The 24,411-nt window shown below is 37.7% G+C and carries 24 protein-coding genes and 1 other RNA gene; 20 read left to right on the top strand and 5 right to left on the bottom strand.

Annotated elements, in window-relative coordinates; translation table 11 throughout:
• The first annotated feature begins 15 nt into the window (after positions 1-15).
• The 6 genes from FA727_RS09190 to FA727_RS09165 all read left to right on the top strand — a co-directional run bounded on the left by FA727_RS09190 (position 16) and on the right by FA727_RS09165 (position 5,069).
• Entirely contained in the window at positions 16-495 is a 480-nt protein-coding gene (locus tag FA727_RS09190) for a cell wall elongation regulator TseB-like domain-containing protein (protein WP_136830593.1), read from the top strand.
• 26 nt (positions 496-521) lie between these two features.
• Positions 522-1,712: a pyridoxal phosphate-dependent aminotransferase gene (locus tag FA727_RS09185; RefSeq protein WP_136830592.1), complete on the top strand. Its 1,191-nt coding sequence runs from the start codon at positions 522-524 to the stop codon at positions 1,710-1,712.
• Positions 1,713-1,895: 183 nt separating this feature from the next.
• Entirely contained in the window at positions 1,896-3,191 is a 1,296-nt protein-coding gene (gene asnS, locus FA727_RS09180; RefSeq protein ID WP_246041767.1) for an asparagine--tRNA ligase, read from the top strand.
• Positions 3,192-3,308: 117 nt separating this feature from the next.
• Entirely contained in the window at positions 3,309-4,016 is a 708-nt protein-coding gene (locus FA727_RS09175) for a DnaD domain-containing protein (RefSeq protein ID WP_136830590.1), read from the top strand.
• A 31-nt stretch (positions 4,017-4,047) separates the two neighbouring features.
• Positions 4,048-4,698, top strand: a complete 651-nt coding sequence (nth, locus tag FA727_RS09170; protein WP_136830589.1) for an endonuclease III — start codon at positions 4,048-4,050, stop codon at positions 4,696-4,698.
• The gene (locus FA727_RS09165) at positions 4,695-5,069 is read left to right on the top strand and encodes a YpoC family protein (protein WP_136830588.1); all 375 of its coding nucleotides are present in this window, start codon (positions 4,695-4,697) and stop codon (positions 5,067-5,069) included. The genes nth and FA727_RS09165 overlap by 4 nt, the downstream gene beginning before the upstream one ends.
• Positions 5,070-5,110: 41 nt before the next feature.
• Here the strand turns inward: FA727_RS09165 and FA727_RS09160 are convergent, their stop codons facing one another.
• Positions 5,111-7,678, bottom strand: coding sequence for a transglycosylase domain-containing protein (locus tag FA727_RS09160; protein ID WP_136830587.1), 2,568 nt, complete (start codon positions 7,676-7,678; stop codon positions 5,111-5,113).
• A 32-nt stretch (positions 7,679-7,710) separates the two neighbouring features.
• On the bottom strand, positions 7,711-8,325 hold the full coding sequence (gene recU / locus FA727_RS09155) for a Holliday junction resolvase RecU (RefSeq protein WP_136830586.1): 615 nt from the start codon (positions 8,323-8,325) through the stop codon (positions 7,711-7,713).
• A 136-nt stretch (positions 8,326-8,461) separates the two neighbouring features.
• Between recU and FA727_RS09150 the strand changes: the two genes are divergently transcribed.
• The 3 genes from FA727_RS09150 to FA727_RS09140 all read left to right on the top strand — a co-directional run bounded on the left by FA727_RS09150 (position 8,462) and on the right by FA727_RS09140 (position 10,615).
• On the top strand, positions 8,462-9,511 hold the full coding sequence (locus FA727_RS09150) for a DUF2515 domain-containing protein (RefSeq protein ID WP_136830585.1): 1,050 nt from the start codon (positions 8,462-8,464) through the stop codon (positions 9,509-9,511).
• Between the two features lie 371 nt (positions 9,512-9,882).
• On the top strand, positions 9,883-10,149 hold the full coding sequence (locus tag FA727_RS09145) for a hypothetical protein (protein WP_136830584.1): 267 nt from the start codon (positions 9,883-9,885) through the stop codon (positions 10,147-10,149).
• A 100-nt stretch (positions 10,150-10,249) separates the two neighbouring features.
• Positions 10,250-10,615 (top strand): YppE family protein, encoded by a 366-nt coding sequence (locus FA727_RS09140; RefSeq protein WP_246041766.1) that lies wholly within the window; start codon positions 10,250-10,252, stop codon positions 10,613-10,615.
• 85 nt (positions 10,616-10,700) lie between these two features.
• On the opposite strand, the gene yppF is transcribed toward FA727_RS09140, so the two are convergent.
• Complete coding sequence (yppF, locus tag FA727_RS09135; RefSeq protein WP_136830583.1) at positions 10,701-10,901, bottom strand: YppF family protein; 201 nt, start codon at positions 10,899-10,901, stop codon at positions 10,701-10,703.
• 251 nt (positions 10,902-11,152) lie between these two features.
• Between yppF and FA727_RS09130 the strand changes: the two genes are divergently transcribed.
• Positions 11,153-11,722 carry a YppG family protein gene (locus tag FA727_RS09130; protein WP_136830582.1) on the top strand — a complete coding sequence of 190 codons (570 nt, stop codon included), beginning with the start codon at positions 11,153-11,155 and terminating at the stop codon, positions 11,720-11,722.
• A 30-nt stretch (positions 11,723-11,752) separates the two neighbouring features.
• Here the strand turns inward: FA727_RS09130 and FA727_RS09125 are convergent, their stop codons facing one another.
• Together FA727_RS09125 and FA727_RS09120 are read right to left on the bottom strand one after the other, a co-directional pair.
• Positions 11,753-12,214: an Hsp20 family protein gene (locus tag FA727_RS09125; protein WP_136830581.1), complete on the bottom strand. Its 462-nt coding sequence runs from the start codon at positions 12,212-12,214 to the stop codon at positions 11,753-11,755.
• 250 nt (positions 12,215-12,464) lie between these two features.
• On the bottom strand, positions 12,465-13,157 hold the full coding sequence (locus FA727_RS09120; protein ID WP_136830580.1) for a Crp/Fnr family transcriptional regulator: 693 nt from the start codon (positions 13,155-13,157) through the stop codon (positions 12,465-12,467).
• Positions 13,158-13,374: 217 nt separating this feature from the next.
• Here FA727_RS09120 and FA727_RS09115 point away from each other — a divergent pair, with 217 nt between their 5' ends.
• The 10 genes from FA727_RS09115 (at position 13,375) to FA727_RS09075 (ending at position 24,410) form a co-directional block, all read left to right on the top strand.
• Positions 13,375-15,639, top strand: a complete 2,265-nt coding sequence (locus tag FA727_RS09115; protein WP_136830579.1) for a DEAD/DEAH box helicase — start codon at positions 13,375-13,377, stop codon at positions 15,637-15,639.
• 26 nt (positions 15,640-15,665) lie between these two features.
• Entirely contained in the window at positions 15,666-16,916 is a 1,251-nt protein-coding gene (locus FA727_RS09110) for a ribonuclease H-like domain-containing protein (protein ID WP_136830578.1), read from the top strand.
• A 304-nt stretch (positions 16,917-17,220) separates the two neighbouring features.
• Complete coding sequence (locus FA727_RS09105; RefSeq protein ID WP_136830577.1) at positions 17,221-17,631, top strand: CotD family spore coat protein; 411 nt, start codon at positions 17,221-17,223, stop codon at positions 17,629-17,631.
• A gap of 63 nt (positions 17,632-17,694) precedes the next feature.
• The gene (locus FA727_RS09100) at positions 17,695-18,258 is read left to right on the top strand and encodes an SLOG family protein (RefSeq protein WP_136830576.1); all 564 of its coding nucleotides are present in this window, start codon (positions 17,695-17,697) and stop codon (positions 18,256-18,258) included.
• 78 nt (positions 18,259-18,336) lie between these two features.
• On the top strand, positions 18,337-18,642 hold the full coding sequence (gene gpsB, locus FA727_RS09095) for a cell division regulator GpsB (RefSeq protein WP_136830575.1): 306 nt from the start codon (positions 18,337-18,339) through the stop codon (positions 18,640-18,642).
• 73 nt (positions 18,643-18,715) lie between these two features.
• Positions 18,716-19,100, top strand: an RNA gene (gene rnpB, locus FA727_RS09090) — RNase P RNA component class B.
• Positions 19,101-19,266: 166 nt separating this feature from the next.
• On the top strand, positions 19,267-20,991 hold the full coding sequence (locus tag FA727_RS09085) for a putative bifunctional diguanylate cyclase/phosphodiesterase (protein ID WP_246041764.1): 1,725 nt from the start codon (positions 19,267-19,269) through the stop codon (positions 20,989-20,991).
• A gap of 10 nt (positions 20,992-21,001) precedes the next feature.
• The gene (locus tag FA727_RS09080) at positions 21,002-22,138 is read left to right on the top strand and encodes a THUMP domain-containing class I SAM-dependent RNA methyltransferase (protein WP_136830574.1); all 1,137 of its coding nucleotides are present in this window, start codon (positions 21,002-21,004) and stop codon (positions 22,136-22,138) included.
• Positions 22,139-22,202: 64 nt separating this feature from the next.
• Positions 22,203-22,379 carry a hypothetical protein gene (locus FA727_RS24390; RefSeq protein ID WP_170209251.1) on the top strand — a complete coding sequence of 59 codons (177 nt, stop codon included), beginning with the start codon at positions 22,203-22,205 and terminating at the stop codon, positions 22,377-22,379.
• Positions 22,380-22,484: 105 nt separating this feature from the next.
• Complete coding sequence (locus tag FA727_RS09075; RefSeq protein WP_136830573.1) at positions 22,485-24,410, top strand: ATP-dependent DNA helicase; 1,926 nt, start codon at positions 22,485-22,487, stop codon at positions 24,408-24,410.
• The last annotated feature ends 1 nt before the right edge of the window (position 24,411 follow it).

Genomic DNA, 24,411 nt, shown 5'->3' with positions numbered 1-24,411 from the left:
ATTGGAGTTTAAAATATGAAAAAATGGATTTGGATTGCAAGTATAGTTTTATTAATTTGTTTGGGGATAGGTATCAATATTTACATAAACGCTTTAGAACCATTAAATAGTGCTCAAAAAACTGCCGAAGAAATCGCATTAAAAGAAACTGTAATTGAAACTGTTACTGATTTTTCTATTTATAATGGTTCAAGCAGTTATTATGTTGTAAAGGGAACCAACAAGGCTGGAGATCCATTGATTGCCTGGATTCCTGAGAAAAAAGATAAGAATAAAATTATTGTTCGCAATGAAAAGTATGGGATTAGCAAAGAAGAGGCTGTACAAAAGCTTTATGAAAACAAAAATCCTGACGAAATTATAACAGTCAAATTAGGGATGGAGAACAATATTCCGCTGTGGGAAATCTATTACCGTTCAAACGATGATCAAATCAATTATTACTACATTGATTTTAAGACCGGAGAATGGTTAAAAGATATACAAAACTTATGATGTAAAACCTGGGAGGAAAAGTAAAAATGGATATTCAGTTAGCCGCTAGAGTCAAATCATTAACACCATCGGCGACATTGGCCATTACTGCCAAAGCGAAGCAATTAAAAGCAGAGGGACACGATGTTATCGGTTTAGGAGCAGGGGAACCAGACTTTAATACTCCACAGCATATTATCGATGCTGCAGCCGTTTCGATGAATGAAGGACATACAAAATATACAGCTTCAGCTGGACTTGTAAAATTGCTTAACGAAATCGCAAAAAAATTCCAGGTTGATCAAGGCCTTGAGTATAAACAAAATGAAATTCTTGTTACGAACGGTGCTAAGCATGCTCTATATACATTGTTTCAAGTTATCCTTGATAAAGGGGATGAAGTGATTATTCCGACTCCTTATTGGGTTAGCTATCCTGAACAGGTAAAATTAGCGGAAGGTACTCCGGTTTTTGTAGAGGGATCAGAATCAAACGATTTCAAAATGACTCCGGAACAGCTTTCTCAAGCGATCACAGATAAAACAAAAGCTGTCATTATCAATTCTCCGAGCAACCCAACGGGGATGATATATTCTGCAGAGGAGTTACTTGCTCTTGGTCAAATTTGTTTAGAGAAAAATATATTGATTATATCGGATGAAATATATGAAAAGTTGATTTATGGCGAAAACGAGCATGTTTCCATTGCCCAGCTTTCTCCACAATTAAAAGAGCAAACGATCATTATAAATGGAGTTTCTAAGTCACATTCGATGACTGGATGGAGAATTGGATACGCAGCTGGGAATTCCGTCATCATTAAAGCGATGACGAATCTTGCTAGCCATAGTACATCAAACCCAACAACTACTGCACAGTATGGTGCGATTGCTGCGTACGAGGGTCCGCAGGATGCTGTTCAAGAAATGAAGGAAGCTTTTGAGCATCGATTAAATGTAATTTATGATAAATTAGTCGCGATTCCAGGTATTTCTTGCATTAAGCCACAAGGTGCTTTTTATCTTTACCCGAATGTAAAGGAAGCGGCGGCTTTAACTGGATATGGCAGTGTTGATGATTTTGTGGCTGGTTTATTGGAAGAGGCGATGGTAGCGGTTGTTCCTGGATCTGGATTTGGAACTCCGGAAAATATTCGTTTATCCTATGCAACTTCTCTAGATGTTTTAGAAGAAGCTATAGCAAGAATCCATCAATTTGTAGAAAGTAAACTGAGTTAAGTACGTTTGGCGGATCGACCGTAATGGGTCCATCCGCTTTTATGTTGATTGTCCTAATTTTGAAAGGTATAATAAAGTGATGCAAGAAGACTCATATTGACTTGAATTTTTCGTCCTATTAATGGACGCATGAACTTGATTACATACACAGCAAGTGTTTTAGTTTTTGGAGGGAAAATAACAGTGAACAAAACAACGATTTCACAAGTACACAAATACGTGGATCAAGAAGTAAAAATTGGTGCATGGATTGCCAATAAACGCTCAAGTGGTAAAATTGCATTTTTGCAATTACGTGACGGTACTGGATTTATCCAAGGCGTTATCGTGAAGGAAGATGTAGCAGAGGAATTATTCCAAACAGCTAAGTCTATTACACAAGAATCATCTGTATACGTTTCAGGAGTTGTTCAAAAGGATGAACGCTCTCCGTTAGGCTACGAGCTTCTTGTAAAAGGGATTGAGGTTCTACATCAATCGGTTGATTACCCAATCACACCAAAAGAACACGGAACAGAATTTTTAATGGATAACCGTCATTTATGGTTGCGTTCTCGCCGTCAGCATGCGGTTATGAAAATTAGAAATGAAATTATCCGTGCGACTTATGAATTCTTTAATGAGCAAGGCTTCGCGAAGGTTGACCCGCCAATTTTAACAGGAAGTGCTCCTGAGGGAACAACAGAATTGTTTGCTACGAAATACTTCGATGAAGATGCGTTTCTTTCTCAAAGTGGTCAGCTATACATGGAAGCATCCGCAATGGCACTTGGAAAAGTTTTCTCATTCGGACCAACTTTCCGCGCAGAAAAATCAAAAACGCGTCGCCATTTAATTGAATTCTGGATGATTGAGCCGGAAATGGCATTTGTTGAATTTGAAGAGAATCTAGAAGTACAAGAGCAATATGTTTCTTATATCGTTCAGTCGGTATTAAAGAACTGCACAATTGAATTAAAGACTTTAGGTAGAGATACAAGCAAGCTTGAAAATATCAAAGCACCTTTCCCGCGCATTAGTTATGATGATGCTATTAAGTTTTTAAATGAAAAAGGCTTTGATGACATTAAGTGGGGAGATGACTTCGGTGCTCCACACGAAACAGCTATTGCTGAACATTATGACAAGCCTGTGTTTATCACAAAGTACCCAACTAGTCTTAAGCCTTTCTACATGCAACCCGATGCTGAAAGAGAAGATGTTGTTCTTTGTGCAGACCTAATTGCACCAGAAGGCTACGGTGAAATTATTGGAGGCTCAGAGCGTATTCATAACTACGATTTGTTGAAACAACGAATTGAAGAGCATAAGCTTCCGCTTGAGTCTTACCAATGGTATTTAGATTTACGCAAATATGGCTCAGTTCCTCACTCAGGATTTGGTCTTGGACTTGAGAGAACAGTTGCGTGGATTAGTGGAGTAGAGCATGTTCGTGAATCAATTCCATTCCCACGTTTATTAAATCGCCTATATCCATAATCAATTTTGGAAAAAGTTCGCTTTGTAGCGGACTTTTTCTTGCTTCATTAAGTACCTAATTTCTCCATACACAAAAGGGAGAAACTTCGTGATATAATGAACGGGAGGTGTCTCCATATGAATAAAAATTTGATGAAATGGGTCCAAGAAGGAAATATCACAATTCCTCGGGCTTTGTTGACATATTATAAAGAATTAAACATCAATGAGGAAGAATTGGTGTTGCTTTTACACGTCTTTTCATTTCTTGAAACAGGAAATGACTTTCCTACTCCACCAGAAATATCCACGAGAATGACTATTTCTGTAAGCCAATGCTCTGAGCTTCTGCGTAAGCTTATTCAAAAGGGTTTCATTACAATTGAAGATGGTCAATCTACTGATGGTATCCGCTATGAAAAATATTCCATTGAACCACTTTGGGAAAAATTAGTACAAGCATTTTTAATGGGGCAAAATCAGCAGCAAAAAGAACAGAATCAGCAAACTGAAATGAACTTGTATACGATCTTTGAACAGGAATTCGGAAGACCATTATCTCCTTTTGAATGTGAAACTCTTGCATTATGGATTGATGATGATCGACATGAGCCATTAATTATTAAGGCTGCTCTAAGAGAAGCGGTTATTTCAGGTAAATTAAACTTTCGTTATATTGATCGGATTTTATTTGAGTGGAAGAAAAATGGGATTAAGACGATTGAGCAAGCGAAGAGCTATGGAAACAAATTTAGACAACATCAAACTCAGCAGCCGAGAGTTAATAGTGAAGAGAAAACTCCTCGGAAAGATGCAGTACCTTTTTATAACTGGTTAGAACAGTAGATTATTATAGAAAAATAAGTGAGTGAAGCTAATGTTAAATAAGACACAAATTCGTTATTGTTTAGATACAATTGGGGAAATGTATCCAGACGCACATTGTGAGCTTGATCATTCCAATCCTTTTGAGTTGGTTATTGCTGTAGCTTTATCTGCACAATGTACTGACGTGTTAGTTAATAAGGTGACTAAATCCTTATTCCAAAAATATAAAACTCCAGAAGATTATTTGAGTGTTCCAATAGAAGAATTACAAAATGATATTCGTTCAATTGGTCTTTATCGCAATAAGGCAAAAAACATCCAGAAGCTCAGTCAATTGCTCTTAGACGAGTATAATGGGGAAGTACCAAGAGATCGGGATGAGTTAACCAATTTACCTGGGGTAGGGCGAAAGACCGCAAATGTGGTCGTTTCAGTTGCTTTTGGAGTACCAGCAATTGCGGTGGATACCCATGTAGAACGAGTTAGCAAAAGACTAGGTATTTGCAAATGGAAGGATTCAGTTTTAGAAGTTGAAAAAACATTAATGAAAAAAATTCCTGAGGATGAATGGTCCGTTACCCATCATCGTTTGATTTTCTTTGGGCGCTATCACTGTAAAGCACAAAATCCTCAATGTGAACAATGTCCACTTCTGGATCTTTGTCGTGAAGGCAAGAAAAGGATGGCGAAGAAGAAATGAGTGAAAGTATCAAACCTTGGGAAACTCCTGAAGAGAGCATTGCTGCTCTTTTAGAGCAGTGGACCTCACTAAATCAGGAACTTCATGTTCTCTTTGAAAGAAGGGCCCAAAAGGAAGCAAAGCCTGTCATGGAAAAAGGAATCAACCTTTTTATTGAGTTTCTGCATTGGTCCAATGAACGACCTGTTGAAGCAACTACAAAGATTGATTTTGCAGGACTGAAGACTAAGCCAGTCAACATAGGGGAGAGGCTTAATTTTATCATAGCGAGGCCGACATTATTCCAATCCTATATGCAGCTAGCTGAGCTTTTCATAGAACAAGAAAAGGGATTCAAGAAGGCTTTAGCGATTAAAAAGTTAAAAAAATAGAAGCGTCTAAGCATTTAAGCTTAGACGCTTCTTTTCGTTTGTTAAGGTCGATTTCCACCGTTTCCGTTACCATTACTGTTACCATTGTTCCAACCTGGCAATCCAGCATTATTGCCGTCTCCTGTGTCATCATCGCCGGATTGTCCATCGTCTTCATTGCCATCTTCGTCATCTTCTCCACCCAAACCAGGAATGTCAGGGATTCCATCGTCTTCTCCATCTCCCTGGCCATCGTCCATAAAGAATGGATCAGGAACTTGAATTGTGGTCGTTGCAGGATCACTCTTCAGATCTTCACGAACTGCGATGACTTTAAAGGTGTAATTTCCACCATTTTCGGCTTTCATACGAATTGTTTTTTCAGGGACAACGGTTAGCAATTCTTCTGCGGCATTATCTCTAGCAGCATATACCTCGAATTCAATACCTTCAGCATTTTCAGCTGTATAATCCCAAGTTAAGACAATTTCATTACTTAAAGCATCGTAGTTAGCTTTTAGGCCAACAGGTGCTTCGAGCTTTTTGTATTTCTCAGAAACATCGGTAGGGGCGTGACCCTTAACCGCATATTCGGAAAGCACTAAATCTTTCGGTGTGAACTCACTTGCTAACTTAGCAGGCATTGTACCTTTTTCGATGTTCACTTTTTCTACGGTATTTGGAACCTTGAAATCGGCAGTTTCTTTATCTTTAGAAACATGCTCCATAATGTTCTTAAATAACTTTTGCGCTATTTTTTGATTGTCTCCAACAAGGAAGTTCTTGTTTTTATCATCGTAGCCAGTCCAGACAGCAGCTGTATAGTTTGTTGTGTACCCGACAAACCATGCATCCGGTACAGCTCCTTTTGGAATATCGTATCGTTCTTTATCATCAGCTGAGTAGTTTGTCGTACCTGTTTTTCCGGCTAACGGAAGACCTGAAACATTCGCTCTTGTTCCAGTACCACTTCGTACAACATCTTTTAGCATATCTGTAATCATAAACGCTGTATAATCCTGCATGACAACCTTAGATTCTGGTTTCATATCGAGCTCTGTTCCGTCTCTTAGTTCAATCTTGATAACAGAGTAGGGCTCAGTATAAAATCCATTGTTACCAAAGGCGCTATAAGCTCCGGCCATTTCGAGGGAGGAAACTCCTTTATCACCACCACCGAAACCACCAATCGAATAGGATTCATGAATTTCTTTTAAAGGAATCCCTAGACTAATCGCAAATTCTTTTGCTTTATCTGCACCAACAGCTTGAAACGCCTGAAGGGCAGGAATATTTCTAGAATCAGCTAAAGCCGCGCGAATCGTCATAATCCCTTTATGTTTATTATCCCAGTTATTAATTTTATCTCCAGTTGAATACGTATACGGTTTATCCTCTAATGTATAATACGTACCCCATTTTAAATATTCGATAGCAGGACCGTAGTCAATAATTGGCTTAATCGTAGAGCCTGGTTGTCTCTTTGCATCTGTTGCATAGTTAAATCCAAAGTCGACAGTTTGGTTTCTTCCGCCACCAAGTGCACGAATTTGCCCAGTTGTTGTATCTAAAAGGGTGATTCCTGCTTGGAATTTGTCATCTGGATATGCAATTGTTTCATTGCCATTAAGAATATCCTCTACATATTGTTGTGCATCAGGCTCAATCGTTGTGTAGATTTTTAATCCATCTGAAAATGGATCTAAATCTGGATATTTTTTCTCTATTTCTTTGATAACATGACCTACAAACGCGTCATAAGGAATGTCTCCATTCTTTTGACGTTCTTCTTCTGGAACTAATGTAGAAGTGACGTCAACTGCCTTTGCCTCTTCCATTTGTTCTTTCGAAATAAATCCATGTTGATGCATTAATGTTAAAACAATATTGCGACGTTTTTCAGCCTTATCAGGATTCCTAAATGGATTATAGTTGTAAGGACTTTGCGGTAATCCTGCAAGCAATGCTGTTTCAGCTAAACTAAGTTCATCCAATTCTTTGCCATAAAAAACTTTAGCAGCTGTGGCAATACCATGACCACCAGTATCCATCGTAACTTTATTGACATACATTTCAAAAATTTGTTGCTTTGTATACTTGCGTTCAAGTTGAAATGCAAGCCATGCTTCCTGTGCTTTACGAGAGAGTGTTTTCTCAGGTGTTAAAAATGAGTTTTTTACAACCTGTTGGGTAAGGGTACTTGCACCCTCAGCACCGAACCCGTTCGTAATGTTAGCAATAACAGCTCCACCTAAACGGATTAAGTCGATTCCGTTGTGCTTATAAAAACGTACATCTTCTGTTGCTAAAATGGCTTCTTCAACCTGTTTTGGGATATCTTCATAATTCACATAATCACGTTTAACCGAACCAATTTCCGTAAATAATTCGCCATTGACGTCGTAAAGCTCTGAAGAAATCGGATCTTTTAATAATTTTTCATCAAGTTTTGGAGCGTCCTTGACCATAAAGGCAAAGGTGGCAGCACCTGCTAGTAGCCCTATAATCCCTAAGGCAACAAGGAATAAAAAGACACGTTTAATTGAGATTTTCGCTTTTTTCTTTTTTCCTTTTTGCTGATTTGCAAGCTTCTTGCGGCGCTCCTCCCTAGTTTGATATTTTTCTGCCATATATGTTCATCCTTCCTTTTACAGCTAACCTACTACGATAAATTGTAAAGCTTATCTACTATCTTAATATAGTCAATTCTTGGTCGAAATCCAAGTAAAATCCTATGTCCATATTCCTGAACTTCGGAAATGGTAATGGATTTTCGACCTCCTTCCTCCATTCTGTACCAGAGCGAAAGAAGATGCTTTCCTTCTAAAAAGTAGACTTCCTCTATGCTCGAGAAACGAAGAATAACAAAAGCAATTCCATTTTGATTGAGTACTTGCTTAATATGCTCAATTTGATGCTTATGAAAATTGTTTAACGGAAATGAAGTTTTGAAGCGCGTTTCTTTTGCTTCAAAATCAATATATTTGCCTTTATAGACTCCATTATAATCGGTGGTTGATGCTTGTTTAAAGTAAGCCTCCTTAATAACAGCGGCACTTCTTTTCGGATAGTCAACGTTAACGATTTGGACTGGGGTCGGTTTTTTATGAATAACAGCAATCTCACTTTGTAAATAAAACTTGTTCGTTTCGTTTAAATCCTCTTCCAAAGTCATGCCTCGATTGCTATAGGTGAAATCTTTTGCTTTTGCATTTTTTGTTTTTTCTACTGTAGTAGCAGGTTTGAATTTTTTTCCGTTTGGATAATGGAATTCCAAGTGACAACACCTCAAAGACATCTAATTGCTCATCTCGTTTTGAACTCACTGTGCAAGTATTGAGCATTCTTATCATACCAAATGTCCATTATCTTTGGTTGAATAAAAAGCACTAATTGACGAACTCTATATTAGAATGCACGTGAAGAGGGTGGTCCTAATTTACGATCCAAATCTTTCTAACACACTAACGGCATCCGAAAAAAAGATAGTACATGATATTGCCGAAGTTGTAAAGCGTAACAATATCGATAATGTATCGAGGACAGCAGCATATCTCCGTTATTACAATGCTCATTCCGATATCCAGTGGTCTTTTCTTGCTCATATGGTTTCTCGTAATGCAGGTTGGAATATGTGCGACCTCCATGGAAAATGGTTTCCGCTGATCTTGGATAAAAAGAAAAGAGCCATTTTATTTAATATATATGAAAGAGCAAATTGGCTCATTTTTCATGATGCATATCCTCAGCTCCTCCTCTACCATTATTCGACGAAAAATGGTGTTCCAATGTTTCATCTTCTTCCATATTTTCATGTTTCGCAATTTATGGTAAAGGAGTGGGGGAGATTTTGGAAAAAAGGGGATAGAGAAAGATTATTGAATGCCTTAATCATTAATGAACAGAATTTGATCCAAATGCCAGTCATTGAACAGCCTCGATATAAAAAGAACGTCTTCCATACATTATTATTTGATTTTCAGGATTGGTTTCATTATAGCTGTGTGTTATTACCGACGATGAACGGCTATTTATATGGCTCAAGTGTCCATGGATTTCGCTCTGTGGATCGAAGAATTGAATTAGGGAAAAACTTAGCAGCCACTCTTTTTAGTAAAAATTACTATTCATACTTTTATGAGTTTGCAACGCATACAAGCCATTCAGGGTCTAGATTTGATTATGAGCAATATTTGCATCCAAAGCCTAAAAGAACAACCCCGTATTTAAGAGTAACTTTTCCGATTATTGACCATCATATCCAAGAATATGAGGATTGGTCCAAGACAAAAAGGATTAAACGAAAATGGTTTTCTCCAAAAAAGAAACCTCTGGATGCTGCTGAAATATCAACATGGTACAAAAATAAGCAAACAAGGTTACATCGGGCTATTTTTCTGAAACATCATTTAAATGTGATGATTGGTGAGTTTGGCATAACTAAAAGAAGAGAAGAAAAGTAAAAGAAGAGAGCATAGGAATTTTCCAGATGCTCTCTTCTCCATTTAGAAACTCTTATGTTGAAGGACGATCTGGCCCTTCTAGCTTTTTATCTCCATAACCAGCTTTCGTTTCTTCTAGTTTTTTCGGTTGGGCATTTTTTTGTTTGTCTCTTTTTTTCAAGATCCACACCTCCGATTATAGTTTGTTCAATAGAGTGATTTTCATTCGTGTCGAATTATCTCTAAAGCAATAAAAAATAGTACTTTCTTTGCCGAATAACAACTAGTTTTGTCAACAGTGGAGGATGTCTTGTACAAAGATAGAATATAGTGCATATACTGAGAATTATTTAATCTATAGGTTCGTCCATAAAGGATAGGAGGGATTAATGATGGAGGAAAAGAATCACATCCAAAAAGAGGAGCTACTTGAAAAATTATCAGAGATTTATGATCAATTAGAGGAATTAGAAAAAGCGTTAGATAATAATTTAACGGAGCATCGAAATAAATTAATGACCGATCAATTTACGAGATTGAATCGCCTAGATGGTCGAATTTCCAAACTTGAACGAATATATCAAAACATCACGTTTGATAAAAAAAGGGTTGGGAATCTCCATCATAACGGAAGCATGAAGCTTGAACTTGGATTCTAAACAAAATACAATGACTATAGAGTAGCTATTAATGAGCTACTTTATTTTTTTACAAACTTTTTTCTAATAGAGATATGAGAAAAAAGATCGGAGGATCCTGGTGGAACAAAACATGACTTTGCTAACTTTAACAAAAAAACTATTGGATTATATGGAGTTCATTTCCAAAAAATATGATGAAGTAAAAATCAGCGGAGTAAGAGGCGACTTTTTTACAGAAGTGAAGCCTTTTGCAGATGAAGTGAAAGAGATTAATGACAAGTGGGCTGAGCTTGCAGCAGCTTGGATTGAAATAAATCGACCCAAGAATTTACACGTCAAACAGATTGAATCCTCAACAGAACAAATTGAGATGTTGTCTGTTCAAGCGTTTTATCCAGAAACGAGCAAAACAAGATTCATTAATTATGTCCAGTCGGTCCGTTTCGTTTTAACATCACTAATCGTGCAACTTGAAAATGAATAAGAACAGGAATTCCCAAAGACAAAACAAAAGGCTGAGTCAAAAAGTCGATTCCAAACAACCCTTTGATACAGCCTCTTAGAAAAAATTAGTGGGAATGATTTTCTTGCTCAACTGCGGGTAAGTGCGCTCCTTGAGATTCAAGCTCACGAACTAGTTTTTTGTATTCGCCCGAAGTAATTTCATTCGAGATATACACTTTTTTAGCAAAGTCTAATAGCTCATTAACATCTTCTGTTTGATACTGCTTACGGATTGAAAACTTTTCTTTTAGCTCGTGAACATACATAAGAATTTCCTCCCCTTATTTGATCAAACTTTTTTTGGATGTGTATGAAATCATCCGTGCTCTCTTACGTAAAATCTTATCATAAAACTATTTCTTTTATTAATTTTCGTAAAATTGAAACTTCCGACAGTCTTTTACACAATTAGACATGCCCTTATGTTTAGGGAGCGCGGGAGTTGTTAAAACGAAAGGTTTCATCAGGTCTTATTAAATGGTTTATATTCACACCCTAGGCGAAAGATTCATAAATTATGGAGAGAGACGTAAATGTTCATACGCTAAAAGGAGGGGATGTAGGCTTGTTTGGACGAAAAAATAAAAACTATCAGCATTATTCATACCAACCCCTTTATTCGTCATATCCCTATCAAATGCATCAAACAGAAGGAAATCAGTCAACAAGAACGCAAGCGTATTACCATCCGTACTATCCTCAGGCATCGCCGATGTACCAAGGAGGCCCAGTGCCATACGGCAACCAACAATCGATGATGGGGGAAGGAGGAAACTACGGTCATCATAAACAAACGTATCCGATTGAAGCGATTCTGCAAAACCCTCTACAACCTAAGAAAACACAAGGGGCAGTTGGGCAAGGGAATCCATATATGACAAATAATTATCCCTATATGCATCCTTATCCAAAACCAGGTTACGGGAATCGGCCACCAGCAGGAATGAATTCGATTTTGAATTCCTTTAAGACTCAAGATGGCACATTCGATTTCAATAAAATGATTGATACTGCAGGTCATATGATGAACGCATTTAGTCAAGTTTCGGGATTAGTGAAGGGGATAGGCGGAATATTTAAGGTGTAAGCAAAAACGACCACGCGGGTGGTCGTTTTCTTATTCCTCAATTAGAATTTTCTTACCCATAGGTTTCGAAACGCGGATTTTTAGCAATCCATTTTGATATGAGGCTTTAACCTTCCGTTCGTCTATTTGATGTCCTAAATAGATATTTCTGCTTAATTGCTGCATCGATTGACTTTTTTTATAAACCTTATTTACGTCGTTCTCTTCTTCGATGATTTCCAAATGCTTGACCGTAATATTAATCGAACGCTCAAGTACATCGATATGGATCTGTTCTTTCTTCACACCAGGAAGTTCAGCTGTGATGATGTGTTCTTTATCGAACTCTTGAACCTGGACTGAAAAAGTAGAAAAGGGCATTTGAAAGAATTCATCCATACTTTGTAAGAAACCTTTGACTGGAGGCTTGTGAAAAAATCCATTCATAAGACCTCTAAAATCGCTAAAAGGATCATCATGCTTTCTTGGGTCTCTTGGAAGATTTGAAGACATGCGAATCACCCCTTTATAAAAATTCATCAATACAGTCTATTCAGCTATTGTCATGCTGTTAAAAACTTTTGAACTAAACACTTAAAATGCACTTTTTCTAAAAACAACAATATTTCAGTGGTCTTGAGCGTGCCATGAAGACAACTATTGCAAGAATCTGGAGAAACCTGTCCACATGAAGCGTTCACAAGAAGACCACTTATCTCGAAAAACTGAAACAAGCTAAACCACCGAGGTTCAGCTTGTTTTCCTAAATTAATTCATCTAATAGCTCACTCGGATCAAAAAGCATGCTACCTTTAGAATCCACTTTGATCTTTCCGTCTTTTTTCAACTTTGTTAACGTTCTACTTACGGTTTCGCGAGTGGTGCCAATCATATTGGCCAAGTCCTTATTGGTGAACTCCCCTTTAAGTTTAACCGTTTCGTCCTCTAATTCTTGTCCGTGAGTTTTCCCTAATCGAACTAAGAGTTTAATAATTTGTTCATACGTATTGTTCAAGATTTGAGATTCAAGTCGTTCTTGAAGGTCTACAATTTTTTCTCCTAGAACTTTAAAAACTTTAATGCTAAGCTCTGGATTTTCAATTAATACATGCTCGAACTTGGAAATAGGGACGACAACTAATGTTGCATCCTCGATAATTTCTGAGAAAGCAGGATAGCCACCTTTTCTAAAAAAGCCAACGTGGGGGAACATTTCTCCCTTTTTCAAAAAGTTTACGATCTGTTCCTTTCCAGAAATATCACTTTTATAGATTTTGATTTTTCCATTATAGATAAAATAGACATTTTCTAGTGGTTCATCCTGCATGAACACATGATTGCCTTTCTTATATTCACGTGAAATAGAGATATTAACGATCTCTGTTAATTCTTTATCTGTTAAGTCGCGGAAAAGGGTAAATTTTGCGAGTACGTCCTTTATTTCTGATTGTTTCATATGGCACCTCTTTAATCTTATCTTCTACATTAATTGTATCAAATAGAGCGCATTCATTCTATTTGATACATAGATTGTCATAGAAGCTTCATAATTAAGTTGTTAATGCGAAAAAACGTCAGAAAATAATTTCCAATAAAAATTTGTTCAAAATTCTTTTTCTGCGAACGTTTATTCGATAGAATGGAGGTAATATGAGTCTACCCGAGGTGAAACCATGAAGGTTCGAAAAAGCCTACAGGAATTTTTAAAAGAACTAAAGCTAGAAAACAAGTTTAATGAAAATATTGTTCATTGGCATACGATTGAAGAAAAGGAAGCAAGAACTGTTGAGCTTCCATTACAAATAAATGAAAACTTAAGGTTGGCACTACAAAAGCGTGGGGTGAACGAACTTTATACGCACCAAAAATCCGCGTTTGAAGCTGTTCAGGAGAAAAAGAATATTGTCGCTGTTACACCGACAGCATCTGGGAAAACACTTTGCTACAATCTGCCGGTTCTACAGGCAATTACAGAGGATACACAAACGAGGGCTCTTTACATTTTTCCAACAAAAGCACTTGCACAGGATCAAAAAAGTGAAATCAATGAACTTATTCAAGAAGCAGAATTGATGATTAATAGTTATACATATGATGGAGATACACAGGCATCGATTCGCGAAAAGGTTCGTAAGGCTGGTCATATTGTCATAACAAATCCAGACATGCTTCATTCTGCGATTCTTCCCCATCATACAAAATGGGTATCTTTATTTGAAAATCTGAAATATGTAGTGATCGATGAGCTTCATATTTATCGAGGTGTATTTGGTAGTCATGTTGCCAATGTCATTCGTAGATTGCTAAGAATCTGTCGCTTTTACGGAAGTGATCCGATTTTTATTTGTACGTCAGCGACCATTGCGAATCCATTAGAGCTTGCGGAAAATTTAACAGGCAAAAAAATGGAACACATTGATAATAACGGAGCACCAAGTGGAAGAAAGCATTTTCTATTCTATAACCCACCAATCGTCAATAAGCCATTAAATATTCGTAGAAGTGCAACCCTTGAGGTTAGGAAATTAGCGGGTGAATTGTTAAAGAATCGAATTCAGACGATCGTATTTGCTAGAAGTCGCGTCCGAGTTGAAATTCTCTTAACCTATCTACAAGAGTTAGTGAAAAATCAACTTGGTCCAAAGGCAATAAGAGGGTATCGAGGCGGATATTTACCGACAGAAAGAAGAGCGATTGAAAAGGGTCTTCGAAATGGGGATATCTATGGGGTTGTTAGCACGAATGCATTAGAATTAGGTGTCGACATTGGACAACTTCAAGTATGTATTATGACGGGATATCCAGGCTCAATTGCAAGTTCTTGGCAGCAGGCCGGACGAGCAGGAAGAAGGCATAGCGAGGCACTTGTCATTATGGTCGCAAGCTCAAGTCCTCTTGACCAATATATTATTGAACATCCGGACTATTTTTTCACGAGAAGTCCAGAAACTGCCAGAATCAATCCGGATAACTTGATTATTTTAATCGATCACATCAAGTGTGCTGCATATGAGCTTCCGTTTAAAAAAGGCGAGCAATTCGGTGCTTTTGAAACAGAGGAAGTATTAGAGTATTTGGTGGAGGAAAGAGTCCTTTATCAAAACGGTGATAAGTGGTATTGGATGAATGATTCATTCCCAGCTCATAACATTAGCTTAAGATCTGCATCTCAGGAGAATATTGTTATTATTGATCAATCCAATGTGGCCAAAGTAAAGGTGATTGGTGAAATGGACCGATTTTCTGCGATGACTCTATTGCATGAAGAAGCGATCTATTTACATCAAGGCACCCAATTTCAGGTTGAAAAACTAGATTGGGAGGAAAAGAAGGCGTTTGTTCGAGAAGTAGATGTTGACTACTTTACGGATGCCAATCTTGCGGTAGAGCTAAAAGTGCTAGAAATAGATAAAAACCGTACGATTGACCATATGGAAGTTGGCTATGGCGATGTCAGTATATTAGCCAAGGCTACGCTCTTTAAGAAGATCAAATTTGATACACATGAGAATATTGGTTCAGGGCCTATCAGTCTCCCAGAAGAAGAACTTCATACGAGTTCTGCATGGATATCAGTTCAAGGGGAATTGAATGAACTGACAGAAGCGCGAATGGAACAAGGTTTAATCGGTGCAGCTCATGCTTTACGATTTATTGCACCCATTTTTGTCATGAGTGACCCACAGGATATTCATGTAGTACCTCAAGTAAAAGCTGTTCACAATGAAAAGCCTACGATCTTCTTCTATGATCGCTACCCAGGTGGAATTGGCTTAAGTGAGAAGATTTATGATGGGATGGAAACAGTTATAAAGGAAGCACGCGCGATGATTCAGCGTTGTCAATGTGAGAGTGGATGTCCTTCATGTACTGGTACAGATACGACAAGTGAATACGCAAAACAAGATGCTTTAAAAATATTGAATAAATTTTTGTAGCCTTAACAATTAGGAAGTGAAGCAAAATGTCCTTTCGGAAAAAATTGAATCGCTTAAAGCCACATTTATCCACTGAACAAGAAGTGAAGGTAGAAGATACAAAGAATCTTAACGAAATTCCTTTCCTTGAACAGTGGGAAGCAGAAGGTGTAAGCCCATATTATTATGATAACCACTATTGCTTTGTGAGGGAAAAAGTATTTCCTATCGATCATCAGTATGGGAATTATACTTTTGCGCAGTTTTATCATGCGGTTCAGGCTTGGAATAACAGTACCTTTCAACATCCATTATCATCAAAAGGATTTACGGAAGGACAGTTATTTTTCTTTGATACAGAAACTACAGGCTTAGGTGGAGGGGTAGGAAATACGATTTTTCTACTTGGGTATGCTTCATTTCAAAAAGACAAAGTTGTATTAAGGCAACATTTTCTTCCTAATCCGAGCGGAGAAGTTCCCCTCTATCAAAGCTTTTTAGAAAATATCGATTACACAACTCTTGTGACTTACAACGGAAAAGCCTTTGACTGGCCACAGGTGAAGACAAGGCACATCTTAGTTCGAGAGCATGTGCCGAAGTTGCCTTCGTTTGGTCATTTTGATTTGTTTCACGCAGCAAGGCGGCTATGGAAGCATAAGCTAGAACGACTTAAGCTGTCGATTGTGGAAAAAGAGGTTTTGGGTGTCGAGCGAGTAGAGGATGTCCCAGGCTTTTTAGCGCCGATGATCTATTTTGATTTTGTGGAAAGCGGAAAACCGGATGGGATGATCGGAATCTTGAAGCATAACGAAATGGATATTTTGTCTTTGATTACGTTGTATACACATTTAACTTTCCAGTTGTTAAATATTGATGCGAAAAGAACGACTACGGAAGGGTATGAGGTAGGACGTTGGTATGCGGCGCTTGGAGATACTCATGCAGCTACAGAGACACTATCAATGGCAGCTAATGGGGATGAGAAGGATTCATTAAAAGCTAAGCTCGCTCTCTCCTATGAATGGAAAAAGCAAAAAGAATGGGAGAAAGCACTTCTTCTTTGGGAAGAATTAGCTGAAGTTAGTAACAAAAATATCGCAATAGAATCTTGTATCGAGCTTGCTAAATATCTTGAACATCGAGAGAAAAATTTCGATGAAGCAAAGGCTTATTGTGAGAAGGCTATGACCATTTTACAAGAGAAAATGAAAATATGGAGAACAGAGAAACAACCACAATTGGAGGAGCTTGAAAAAAGGCAGGAACGCTTAAAAAGAAAATCAAAAAAATCATGAAAAAACCACTAATTTCCTAGTTGTCTATTCGTATGAACACAGGTAAAATATTGATTTGTATGGAATTATAATTAAGGAGCGCGTGGTTTCATTGCAAAAGGCAATTTTATTTCTATTTTTTCTTGTCATTTGTTTAACTGCAATCGTTTTTATGAATTTAAAAACGAATCTATATTCATTTTTATAAGTTGTTTTCGTCTAGTAAGTTCTTTCGCTTAAAAATAGGTATTTTGATTAGTACAAGATCTACTCCTTTATCATAGGCTGTTAATGTAAGTAATATCACTATGAAAGGAGCAGATTTATGAATCGTCATTGTTGCAAACCAAATGTTTCTAATGTTTTACCTGCTGTTGTTCATCCAACTAAACAATGTGTGAATAATACTTTTACAAACAATGTGGTGCCTCACATTCACCCAACACATACAACAACGGTAAATCACGTTAACTTCCAGCATCAGCACTTCTTCCCGCAAACAAATTCTTCTGAGACTGTAGTAACAAACCAAAACTTTGTAGCTGCACCAACAGCTGCTGCACCTGCTTTCGGTGGAGGAGGTTTCCCTACTGCAGGAGGCTTTGGTGGTGGCGCAGCTCCAGGTGCTTTCGGAGGCTTCGGTGGAGGAGCAGCACCAGGAGGCTTTGGTGGCGGTGTTGCTCCAGGAGCTTTTGGCGGAGGAATGCCATTCGGCCGCAGACCATTTGGAAGATAGTTGTTAACAGCAAGGGCTCATAAAAGCCCTTGCTTTTACATAAGTATTAAGGAGATTGTTGCTTTGTCAAAGGTTGCTATTGTATCTGGCTATAAACCGCATGAATTAGGAATATTTAAGCAAAATGAACCCGGTGTGCACTATATTAAGGCTGCGATAAAAAAGCAGCTTTTGTCATTAGTGGATGATGGCCTAGAATGGGTCATCATCAGTGGACAATTAGGGACCGAGCTTTGGGCGGCTGAGGTCGTATTTGATTTGCAGGAAAATGGCTATGAGTATTTGCAACTTGCTGTTATTACGCCTTTCTTGAATCAAGAAGAGAACTGGAAAGATGAGAAGAAAGAATTGTACGAGTCCGTTTTAATGCAGGCTGATTATGTGGATTCAATAACGAAGAAGCCCTATGAGAATCCGATGCAGTTCCGCTTGAAAAATCAATTTTTAGTAGAAAAAAGTGATGCGCTTATTCTTTTATACGATTCCGAACGAGATGGAAGTCCAAAGTTTATGTATGAAACAGCGAAAAACTATCAGCAAAACCATGATTACGAAATCTATTTAATTGATTTCTATGATCTGCAAGCAATTGTGGAAGAAGAGCAAATGAACAGCACGGAATATTAGCTGTTAGAAAGAAAAATTGACAAAGTTGCATATTTTTGAAAAAATAATGATAACGATTGGCGTTTAGAGGTGATTAGAATGAATTCAGATAAAATTAGATTAACTGCTAAAGATATTTTGGAAAAAGAGTTTAAAACAGCGGTACGCGGATATAAGCCTGAAGATGTAGATAAGTTTCTTGATGTCATCATTAAGGATTATGAAACAATGCAGGCTGAAATTGAAGAACTACAGCAAGAAAACGCAAGATTAAAGAGACTTGCTGATGAATCTTCAAAACGTCCAGCTCCAGCACCACAATCAGCTGGTACTACGAATTTTGATATTCTTAAACGATTATCAAATTTAGAGAAGCATGTTTTTGGAAGCAAGCTATACGAATAAAAATCATTAACTTTTATTACCATTGCTATTCCGAACATGAATACCTATAATAGAAATTGTCCGTTTGTTAATAACGTTCGGGTAATCGCTGCAATGCAAATTGTAGAGGAAAGTCCATGCTCGCACAAGCTGCGATGCTTGTAGTGTTCGTGCCTAGCGAAGTCATAAGCTAGGGCAGCTCTGTCTAGAGCTGACGGCAGGGAAAATGCCTAAGTCTTTTTAAGATATGGCATGAATACTTTGAAAGTGCCACAGTGACGTAGCCTGTTCAGAAATGAACAGGGTGGAACGAGGTAAACCCCACGAGCGAGAAACCCAAATTATGGTAGGGGCACTTTCTCCATTGGAACTGAACAAGGAGAAGGACAGATTGTTTCAATCTGTAGATAGATGATTACCACCGGAGTACAAGACGCAAGTCGTTTGCAGTACGATGGTACAAAACATGGCTTACAGAACGTTATTAATGGAATATGATAAAAAAGTTCAGCTCTCCATTTGGGGAGCTTTTCTTATAAGAGATTCGCTTCGTTGTTAACATAAACGACATAATAACACATTATATAAGACCTTTCCTTATGGTTAAATAAAGAGTAGCTGAAGTTTACCGATGGAGGTTTTTTTGTGTTTGATGTCGATATAGAACTTAGGGTAAAAGATGCTCAAAAAGAGCGAAAATTAGCCGCAAAGGTATTAGAGAATATCAATGAAGGTGTTATAATAACAGATGCACAAGGTTGCATATTATCTGTAAATCCAGCATTTGAAATTGTAACAGGATATCGAGCGGATGAAGTATACGGTCAAAATCCCAAGATATTGCAGTCGGGAATACATAGCAGTGAGTTTTACAAGGAAATGTGGTCACAGGTTTGCTCAAGTGGGAATTGGCAAGGGGAAATCTGGAACCGGAAAAAGAATGGAGAAGTGTATCCCGAATGGATAAATATTAATTCTGTGAAGGATGAGTCAGGGAACATAACGCATTTTATCGCGGTCTTTTCGGATATTACTGATCGAAAGCATACGGAAGAGAAATTACGTTTACTCGCCCACTATGATACGTTGACTGGGGTAGCGAACCGTTATTCATTAAATAAGCGCTTGGGAAGCTTAATTGATACAGCTTCTAAATATAATCAGCAGTTGGCTGTTCTTTTTCTAGACTTAGATCGATTTAAGCATATAAACGATACTCTAGGACACAATTATGGTGATTTACTCTTAAAAGAAGTTTCCCTTCGTTTAAAGAGCTTGATCAAGAACAAGGATATGATTGCAAGACTTGGGGGCGATGAATTTGTCATCGTCCTATCAAACATCAAGCATCCAAAAGAAGCGATTCATTTGGCTGAATCAATTATTCAAGCATTGAAGGGTTCATTTATTTTAAAACAACATGAGGTTTTTGTGTCAACGAGTATTGGAATTAGCTTGTTTCCCCTAGATGGAGATGCGATCGAGATATTGTTGCGCAATGCCGATAAGGCAATGTATAAAGCAAAATCTACGGGTAAAAATCATTATGAGCTGTATCATACAGATATGCATCAGGATGAATCGAAACAAATGCTTATGGAGATTCAATTACGAAAAGCATTGGAACGTAAGGAATTTCATCTCACGTACCAGCCAATAGTGGATGCCAGTACGGGAATGATTTCGGGGATGGAGGCACTACTACGTTGGAATAATGATGAACTCGGGAACGTCTTACCTGAGCGATTTATTCCTCTTGCTGAGGAAACAGGTCTAATCATCCCTATTAGTGAATGGGTCATCAGCCAAGCTTGTGTAGATGTTAAGAACATTCACTTAAATGGCTATGCGAATATGCAGGTGAGCATTAATATTTCTGCCCTTCATTTTAATCAGGAAAGCTTTGTAAAATCAGTGGAAGCTATACTTTTCACGACAAATGTCAATCCTAGAGCTGTAGAGTTTGAGTTAACAGAAAGCATGATTATGCCAAATGCGATAGAAACAATACATAAGCTTGTAAAATTGAAAAAGCTAGGACTTAAACTGTCAGTAGATGACTTTGGCACTGGGTATTCTTCGTTAAGTTATTTAAATCGATTTCCGTTGGATACGTTAAAAATTGATAAAAGCTTTATCAGTAAAATTGGGCGATATCAAGATGACACAAGTATTGAAGAAGCCATCATCACGATTGCTCATCGATTACATTTGAAAGTAATCGCTGAAGGGGTAGAAAGTAAAAAGCAGTTAAACTTTTTAAAAAGAGAAAAATGTGACCTTATTCAAGGGTACTATATAACCAGACCAATACCATTGGAAGAGTTAATCGATTTTCTTGGAATTTGGGATAAAGAATTAATAAATTAAGGGTGAAGAAATGTCTAAATATCAATTAATAGCTACTTCAGCAATGGGATTAGAAGCGATTGTAGCAAAGGAAGTAAAAGATTTAGGGTATGAGTGTGAAGTGGAGAATGGAAGAATCAATTTCCGCGGTGACGAATTAGCGATTGTTCGAAGTAATCTTTGGCTTAGAACAGCTGATCGAATCAAGCTTAAGGTGGGAGAGTTTAAGGCAACTACCTTTGATGAGTTATTTGAGAAAACGAAAGCTTTGCCGTGGGAGCAATTTTTACCTGAAAATGCTGAATTCCCTGTATCGGGAAAATCAGTAAAATCAAAGCTTTTTAGTGTTTCCGACTGTCAGGCGATTGTAAAAAAGGCGATCGTTGAAAGATTAAGAAATCAATATAAGAAAACAGGCTGGTTTGAAGAAAATGGACCACTTTTTAAAATTGAAGTGTCCATTCTAAAAGACGTGGCTCTTTTAACGATTGACTGTAGTGGAGCAGGGTTACATAGACGTGGATACCGAGCAGGTCAAGGGGAAGCGCCAATTAAAGAAACATTGGCAGCGGCACTCGTGCAATTAACCAATTGGACACCTGATCGACCATTTGTTGATCCTTTTTGCGGTTCGGGTACTATTCCAATTGAAGCGGCATTAATTGGGCAAAATATTGCTCCAGGCTTTAATCGTGAGTTTGTGTCAGAAGCTTGGGAATGGATTTCCGATAAAATTTGGGATGAGGGACGAATGGAAGCTGAGGATTTGGCGAAGTATGATCAACCGTTGGATATAACAGGTTCGGATGTCGATCATAGAATGGTCAAAATCGCGAGTGAGAATGCGTTCGAAGCAGGTTTGGGAGACTTAGTATCTTTCAAACAAATGCAAGTAAAAGATTTCACGACGACAAAGGAATATGGTGTCATTGTCGGTAATCCACCTTATGGAGAGCGTCTCGGCGATAAAGATGAAGTAGAAAAAATGTATCGTGATATGGGACAAGCATTTGCTCCATATGATACTTGGTCTGTCTATATGTTGACTTCAAATGAAAATTTTGAAGCCTGCTATGGAAAACCAGCGACGAAGAAACGAAAGCTCTTTAATGGTTTTATTCGAACGGATTACTATCAATATTGGGGAAAGAGACCACCGCGTAAATAGGTATAAATTTACTTGAAATCGAATAGAATACTATTGTCATTAATATGTTACTGGAGGCATGACAATGAGATATTCTACAATTGACTTTAATTCAATTGAACGGGCCATTACATATTCGCTCGAGGCTCTTCAACATGAAAGTGAAGATCTGACAAATGATCTAGCGTTGGAAAAGCTCACGAGTGCGCAAGAAGAATTGAAGAGAGCTTTGTCATATTCTATGTCCCGTATTAATGGTTAATTTCTTTCAATGACTTTTTAAAAACAAACATATATAATCAAGAGGCTGACTCTTTAAGATTTAGAGCCAGTCTTTTTCTTTTATTTTGATATGTGGAGGATTTTCATGCAGACAAGGTTACCATTTTCGGTTTCAAAAACAGAAACCTTTATAGATAAATTGGGTGAATGGATCGGAGACGTATTTTATGATATTTTGCCTGAGGCAGGATTTGAACTCCGAGATGAACAAATTTACATGGCTTTTCAATTAGAAAAAGCTTTTAAAGAAAAGAAAGTCATTTTTGCTGAAGCGGGAGTTGGAACAGGGAAAACGATCGTTTATCTTTTATATGCGATCTGCTACGCAAGATATATGAATAGGCCAGCCATTATTGCCTGTGCCGATGAAACCTTGATTGAACAGCTAGTGAAAAAAGAAGGGGATATTGCCCGTCTTGAAAAAGCACTGAATTTGGACATCGATGTTCGCTTGGCGAAATCAAGAGATCAATATCTTTGTTTAAAAAAATTGGATAAGGCTGTACATGATGGTGAACCTTTTAGTGAAGTTTACGATGATCTGCCAGATTTTGTACATCGTGATTCCTCCATGCAATCTTTCACTCATTATGGAGACCGCAGAGATTATCCCGGGTTGACGAACGAGGAATGGAATCAGGTTGGTTGGGATCCATTACAGGATTGCTTTACTTGTGAGATGAGACATCGTTGTGGACAAACATTACACCGAGATTATTATCGAAATGCTGCTGATTTGATTATTTGTTCCCATGATTTTTATATGGAGCATGTTTGGACGAAGGATTCAAGAAAACGAGAAGGGCAGCTACCATTATTACCGGAAAGCTCTTGCGTTGTCTTTGATGAAGGACATCTTCTAGAATTTGCGAGTCAGAAGGCATTAACTTATAGATTATCAGAGTTAACATTAGAAACACTCCTCACGAGATTAATGGAAAATAATGTGCGTGAAAAAACGCTTCATATTATTGACGAAACGATCATGGAGAATGAACGTTTCTTTGAAATGATCGAAAGGGTGGCGGAGAAAGCATCAGACTCTGAGAAACAGATGTTAACCAAAACTCCAGAAATAATGAAGCAAGGAAAAAAACTTCAGCAGCTTCTTTTTTCTTTAGAAGAAGAACTTGTTTTTGAAAGTGAAATGTATGTTATAAACGAATACGATTTAAAAATTGTTGAAGAATATTTAGAGCAAATTACACATTCATTATCTCTTTTCTTAAAAGAGTTAAAAGGCATTATTTGGTTTGAAGAAACAAATGAGGAAAGAACGCTCGTTATTATGCCGAGAATGGTCGAAGATATTATGCGAGAAGAAGTATTTTCTCAAAAGAAGCCATTTGTCTTTTCTTCTGCGACACTGTCTGAAAACCAATCATTCCAATATATCGCGAAAAGCTTGGGGATTGACGACTTTCTATCATTTTCTGTTGAATCACCGTTTGATTATGATGAAAATATGGTCATTCAAATGCCTGTTTTTGGTCAAGGGGCTATCAAGCAAAAGCTGGAGTATACATTAGATGCATTAAAGGGTACAAACGGTAGAGGACTTGTTTTATTTACAAACGAGGAAGACATGAAGCAATTCAAGCAGTATTCCTCGGGACAAACAAGCTTCCCGATTTATTTTGAGGGCGATGCTGAAATCAGCACACTAGTTTCGAAGTTTCAAAATGAGGAAGAATCTGTTCTCTGCTCTACTCATTTATGGGAAGGTCTTGATATCCCAGGAAGCTCTTTAGAAAATGTGATCATTTTTGATTTACCGTTCCCGCCACATGACCCTGTCTTTACAGCGAAGCGAGAAGGTACAAATCATCCGTTTGACGAAGTAGATATGCCTTATATGATTCTTCGTTTAAGACAAGGAATTGGCCGTTTAATTCGAACACATGAGGATAAAGGAACTGTTCATATTTTATTAGAAGATAACTTGGATACGAATGTATTGGATAAGATTAAAAAAGTGTTACCGACGGAACCTAAAGAGACAGCCATATAGG

Source organism: Robertmurraya kyonggiensis, from assembly GCF_005116465.1.
In the GTDB taxonomy this organism is placed as follows: domain Bacteria; phylum Bacillota; class Bacilli; order Bacillales; family Cytobacillaceae; genus Robertmurraya; species Robertmurraya kyonggiensis.
The sequence above is the reverse complement of the archived record's forward strand: the minus strand, read 5'-3'. Positions and strand labels throughout refer to the sequence as shown.

Bases quoted from the DNA above. Each gene is read 5' to 3' on its own strand.
- FA727_RS09190 (WP_136830593.1), top strand. From the start codon at position 16: ATGAAAAAATGGATTTGGATTGCAAGTATAGTTTTATTAATTTGTTTG.
- FA727_RS09185 (WP_136830592.1), top strand. From the start codon at position 522: ATGGATATTCAGTTAGCCGCTAGAGTCAAATCATTAACACCATCGGCG.
- FA727_RS09175 (WP_136830590.1), top strand. From the start codon at position 3,309: ATGAATAAAAATTTGATGAAATGGGTCCAAGAAGGAAATATCACAATT.
- nth (WP_136830589.1), top strand. From the start codon at position 4,048: ATGTTAAATAAGACACAAATTCGTTATTGTTTAGATACAATTGGGGAA.
- FA727_RS09165 (WP_136830588.1), top strand. From the start codon at position 4,695: ATGAGTGAAAGTATCAAACCTTGGGAAACTCCTGAAGAGAGCATTGCT.
- FA727_RS09160 (WP_136830587.1), bottom strand. From the start codon at position 7,678: ATGGCAGAAAAATATCAAACTAGGGAGGAGCGCCGCAAGAAGCTTGCA.
- FA727_RS09150 (WP_136830585.1), top strand. From the start codon at position 8,462: ATGCACGTGAAGAGGGTGGTCCTAATTTACGATCCAAATCTTTCTAAC.
- FA727_RS09145 (WP_136830584.1), top strand. From the start codon at position 9,883: ATGGAGGAAAAGAATCACATCCAAAAAGAGGAGCTACTTGAAAAATTA.
- yppF (WP_136830583.1), bottom strand. From the start codon at position 10,901: ATGTATGTTCACGAGCTAAAAGAAAAGTTTTCAATCCGTAAGCAGTAT.
- FA727_RS09130 (WP_136830582.1), top strand. From the start codon at position 11,153: ATGGAGAGAGACGTAAATGTTCATACGCTAAAAGGAGGGGATGTAGGC.
- FA727_RS09125 (WP_136830581.1), bottom strand. From the start codon at position 12,214: ATGTCTTCAAATCTTCCAAGAGACCCAAGAAAGCATGATGATCCTTTT.
- FA727_RS09120 (WP_136830580.1), bottom strand. From the start codon at position 13,157: ATGAAACAATCAGAAATAAAGGACGTACTCGCAAAATTTACCCTTTTC.
- FA727_RS09115 (WP_136830579.1), top strand. From the start codon at position 13,375: ATGAAGGTTCGAAAAAGCCTACAGGAATTTTTAAAAGAACTAAAGCTA.
- FA727_RS09110 (WP_136830578.1), top strand. From the start codon at position 15,666: ATGTCCTTTCGGAAAAAATTGAATCGCTTAAAGCCACATTTATCCACT.
- FA727_RS09105 (WP_136830577.1), top strand. From the start codon at position 17,221: ATGAATCGTCATTGTTGCAAACCAAATGTTTCTAATGTTTTACCTGCT.
- gpsB (WP_136830575.1), top strand. From the start codon at position 18,337: ATGAATTCAGATAAAATTAGATTAACTGCTAAAGATATTTTGGAAAAA.
- FA727_RS09080 (WP_136830574.1), top strand. From the start codon at position 21,002: ATGTCTAAATATCAATTAATAGCTACTTCAGCAATGGGATTAGAAGCG.
- FA727_RS24390 (WP_170209251.1), top strand. From the start codon at position 22,203: ATGAGATATTCTACAATTGACTTTAATTCAATTGAACGGGCCATTACA.
- FA727_RS09075 (WP_136830573.1), top strand. From the start codon at position 22,485: ATGCAGACAAGGTTACCATTTTCGGTTTCAAAAACAGAAACCTTTATA.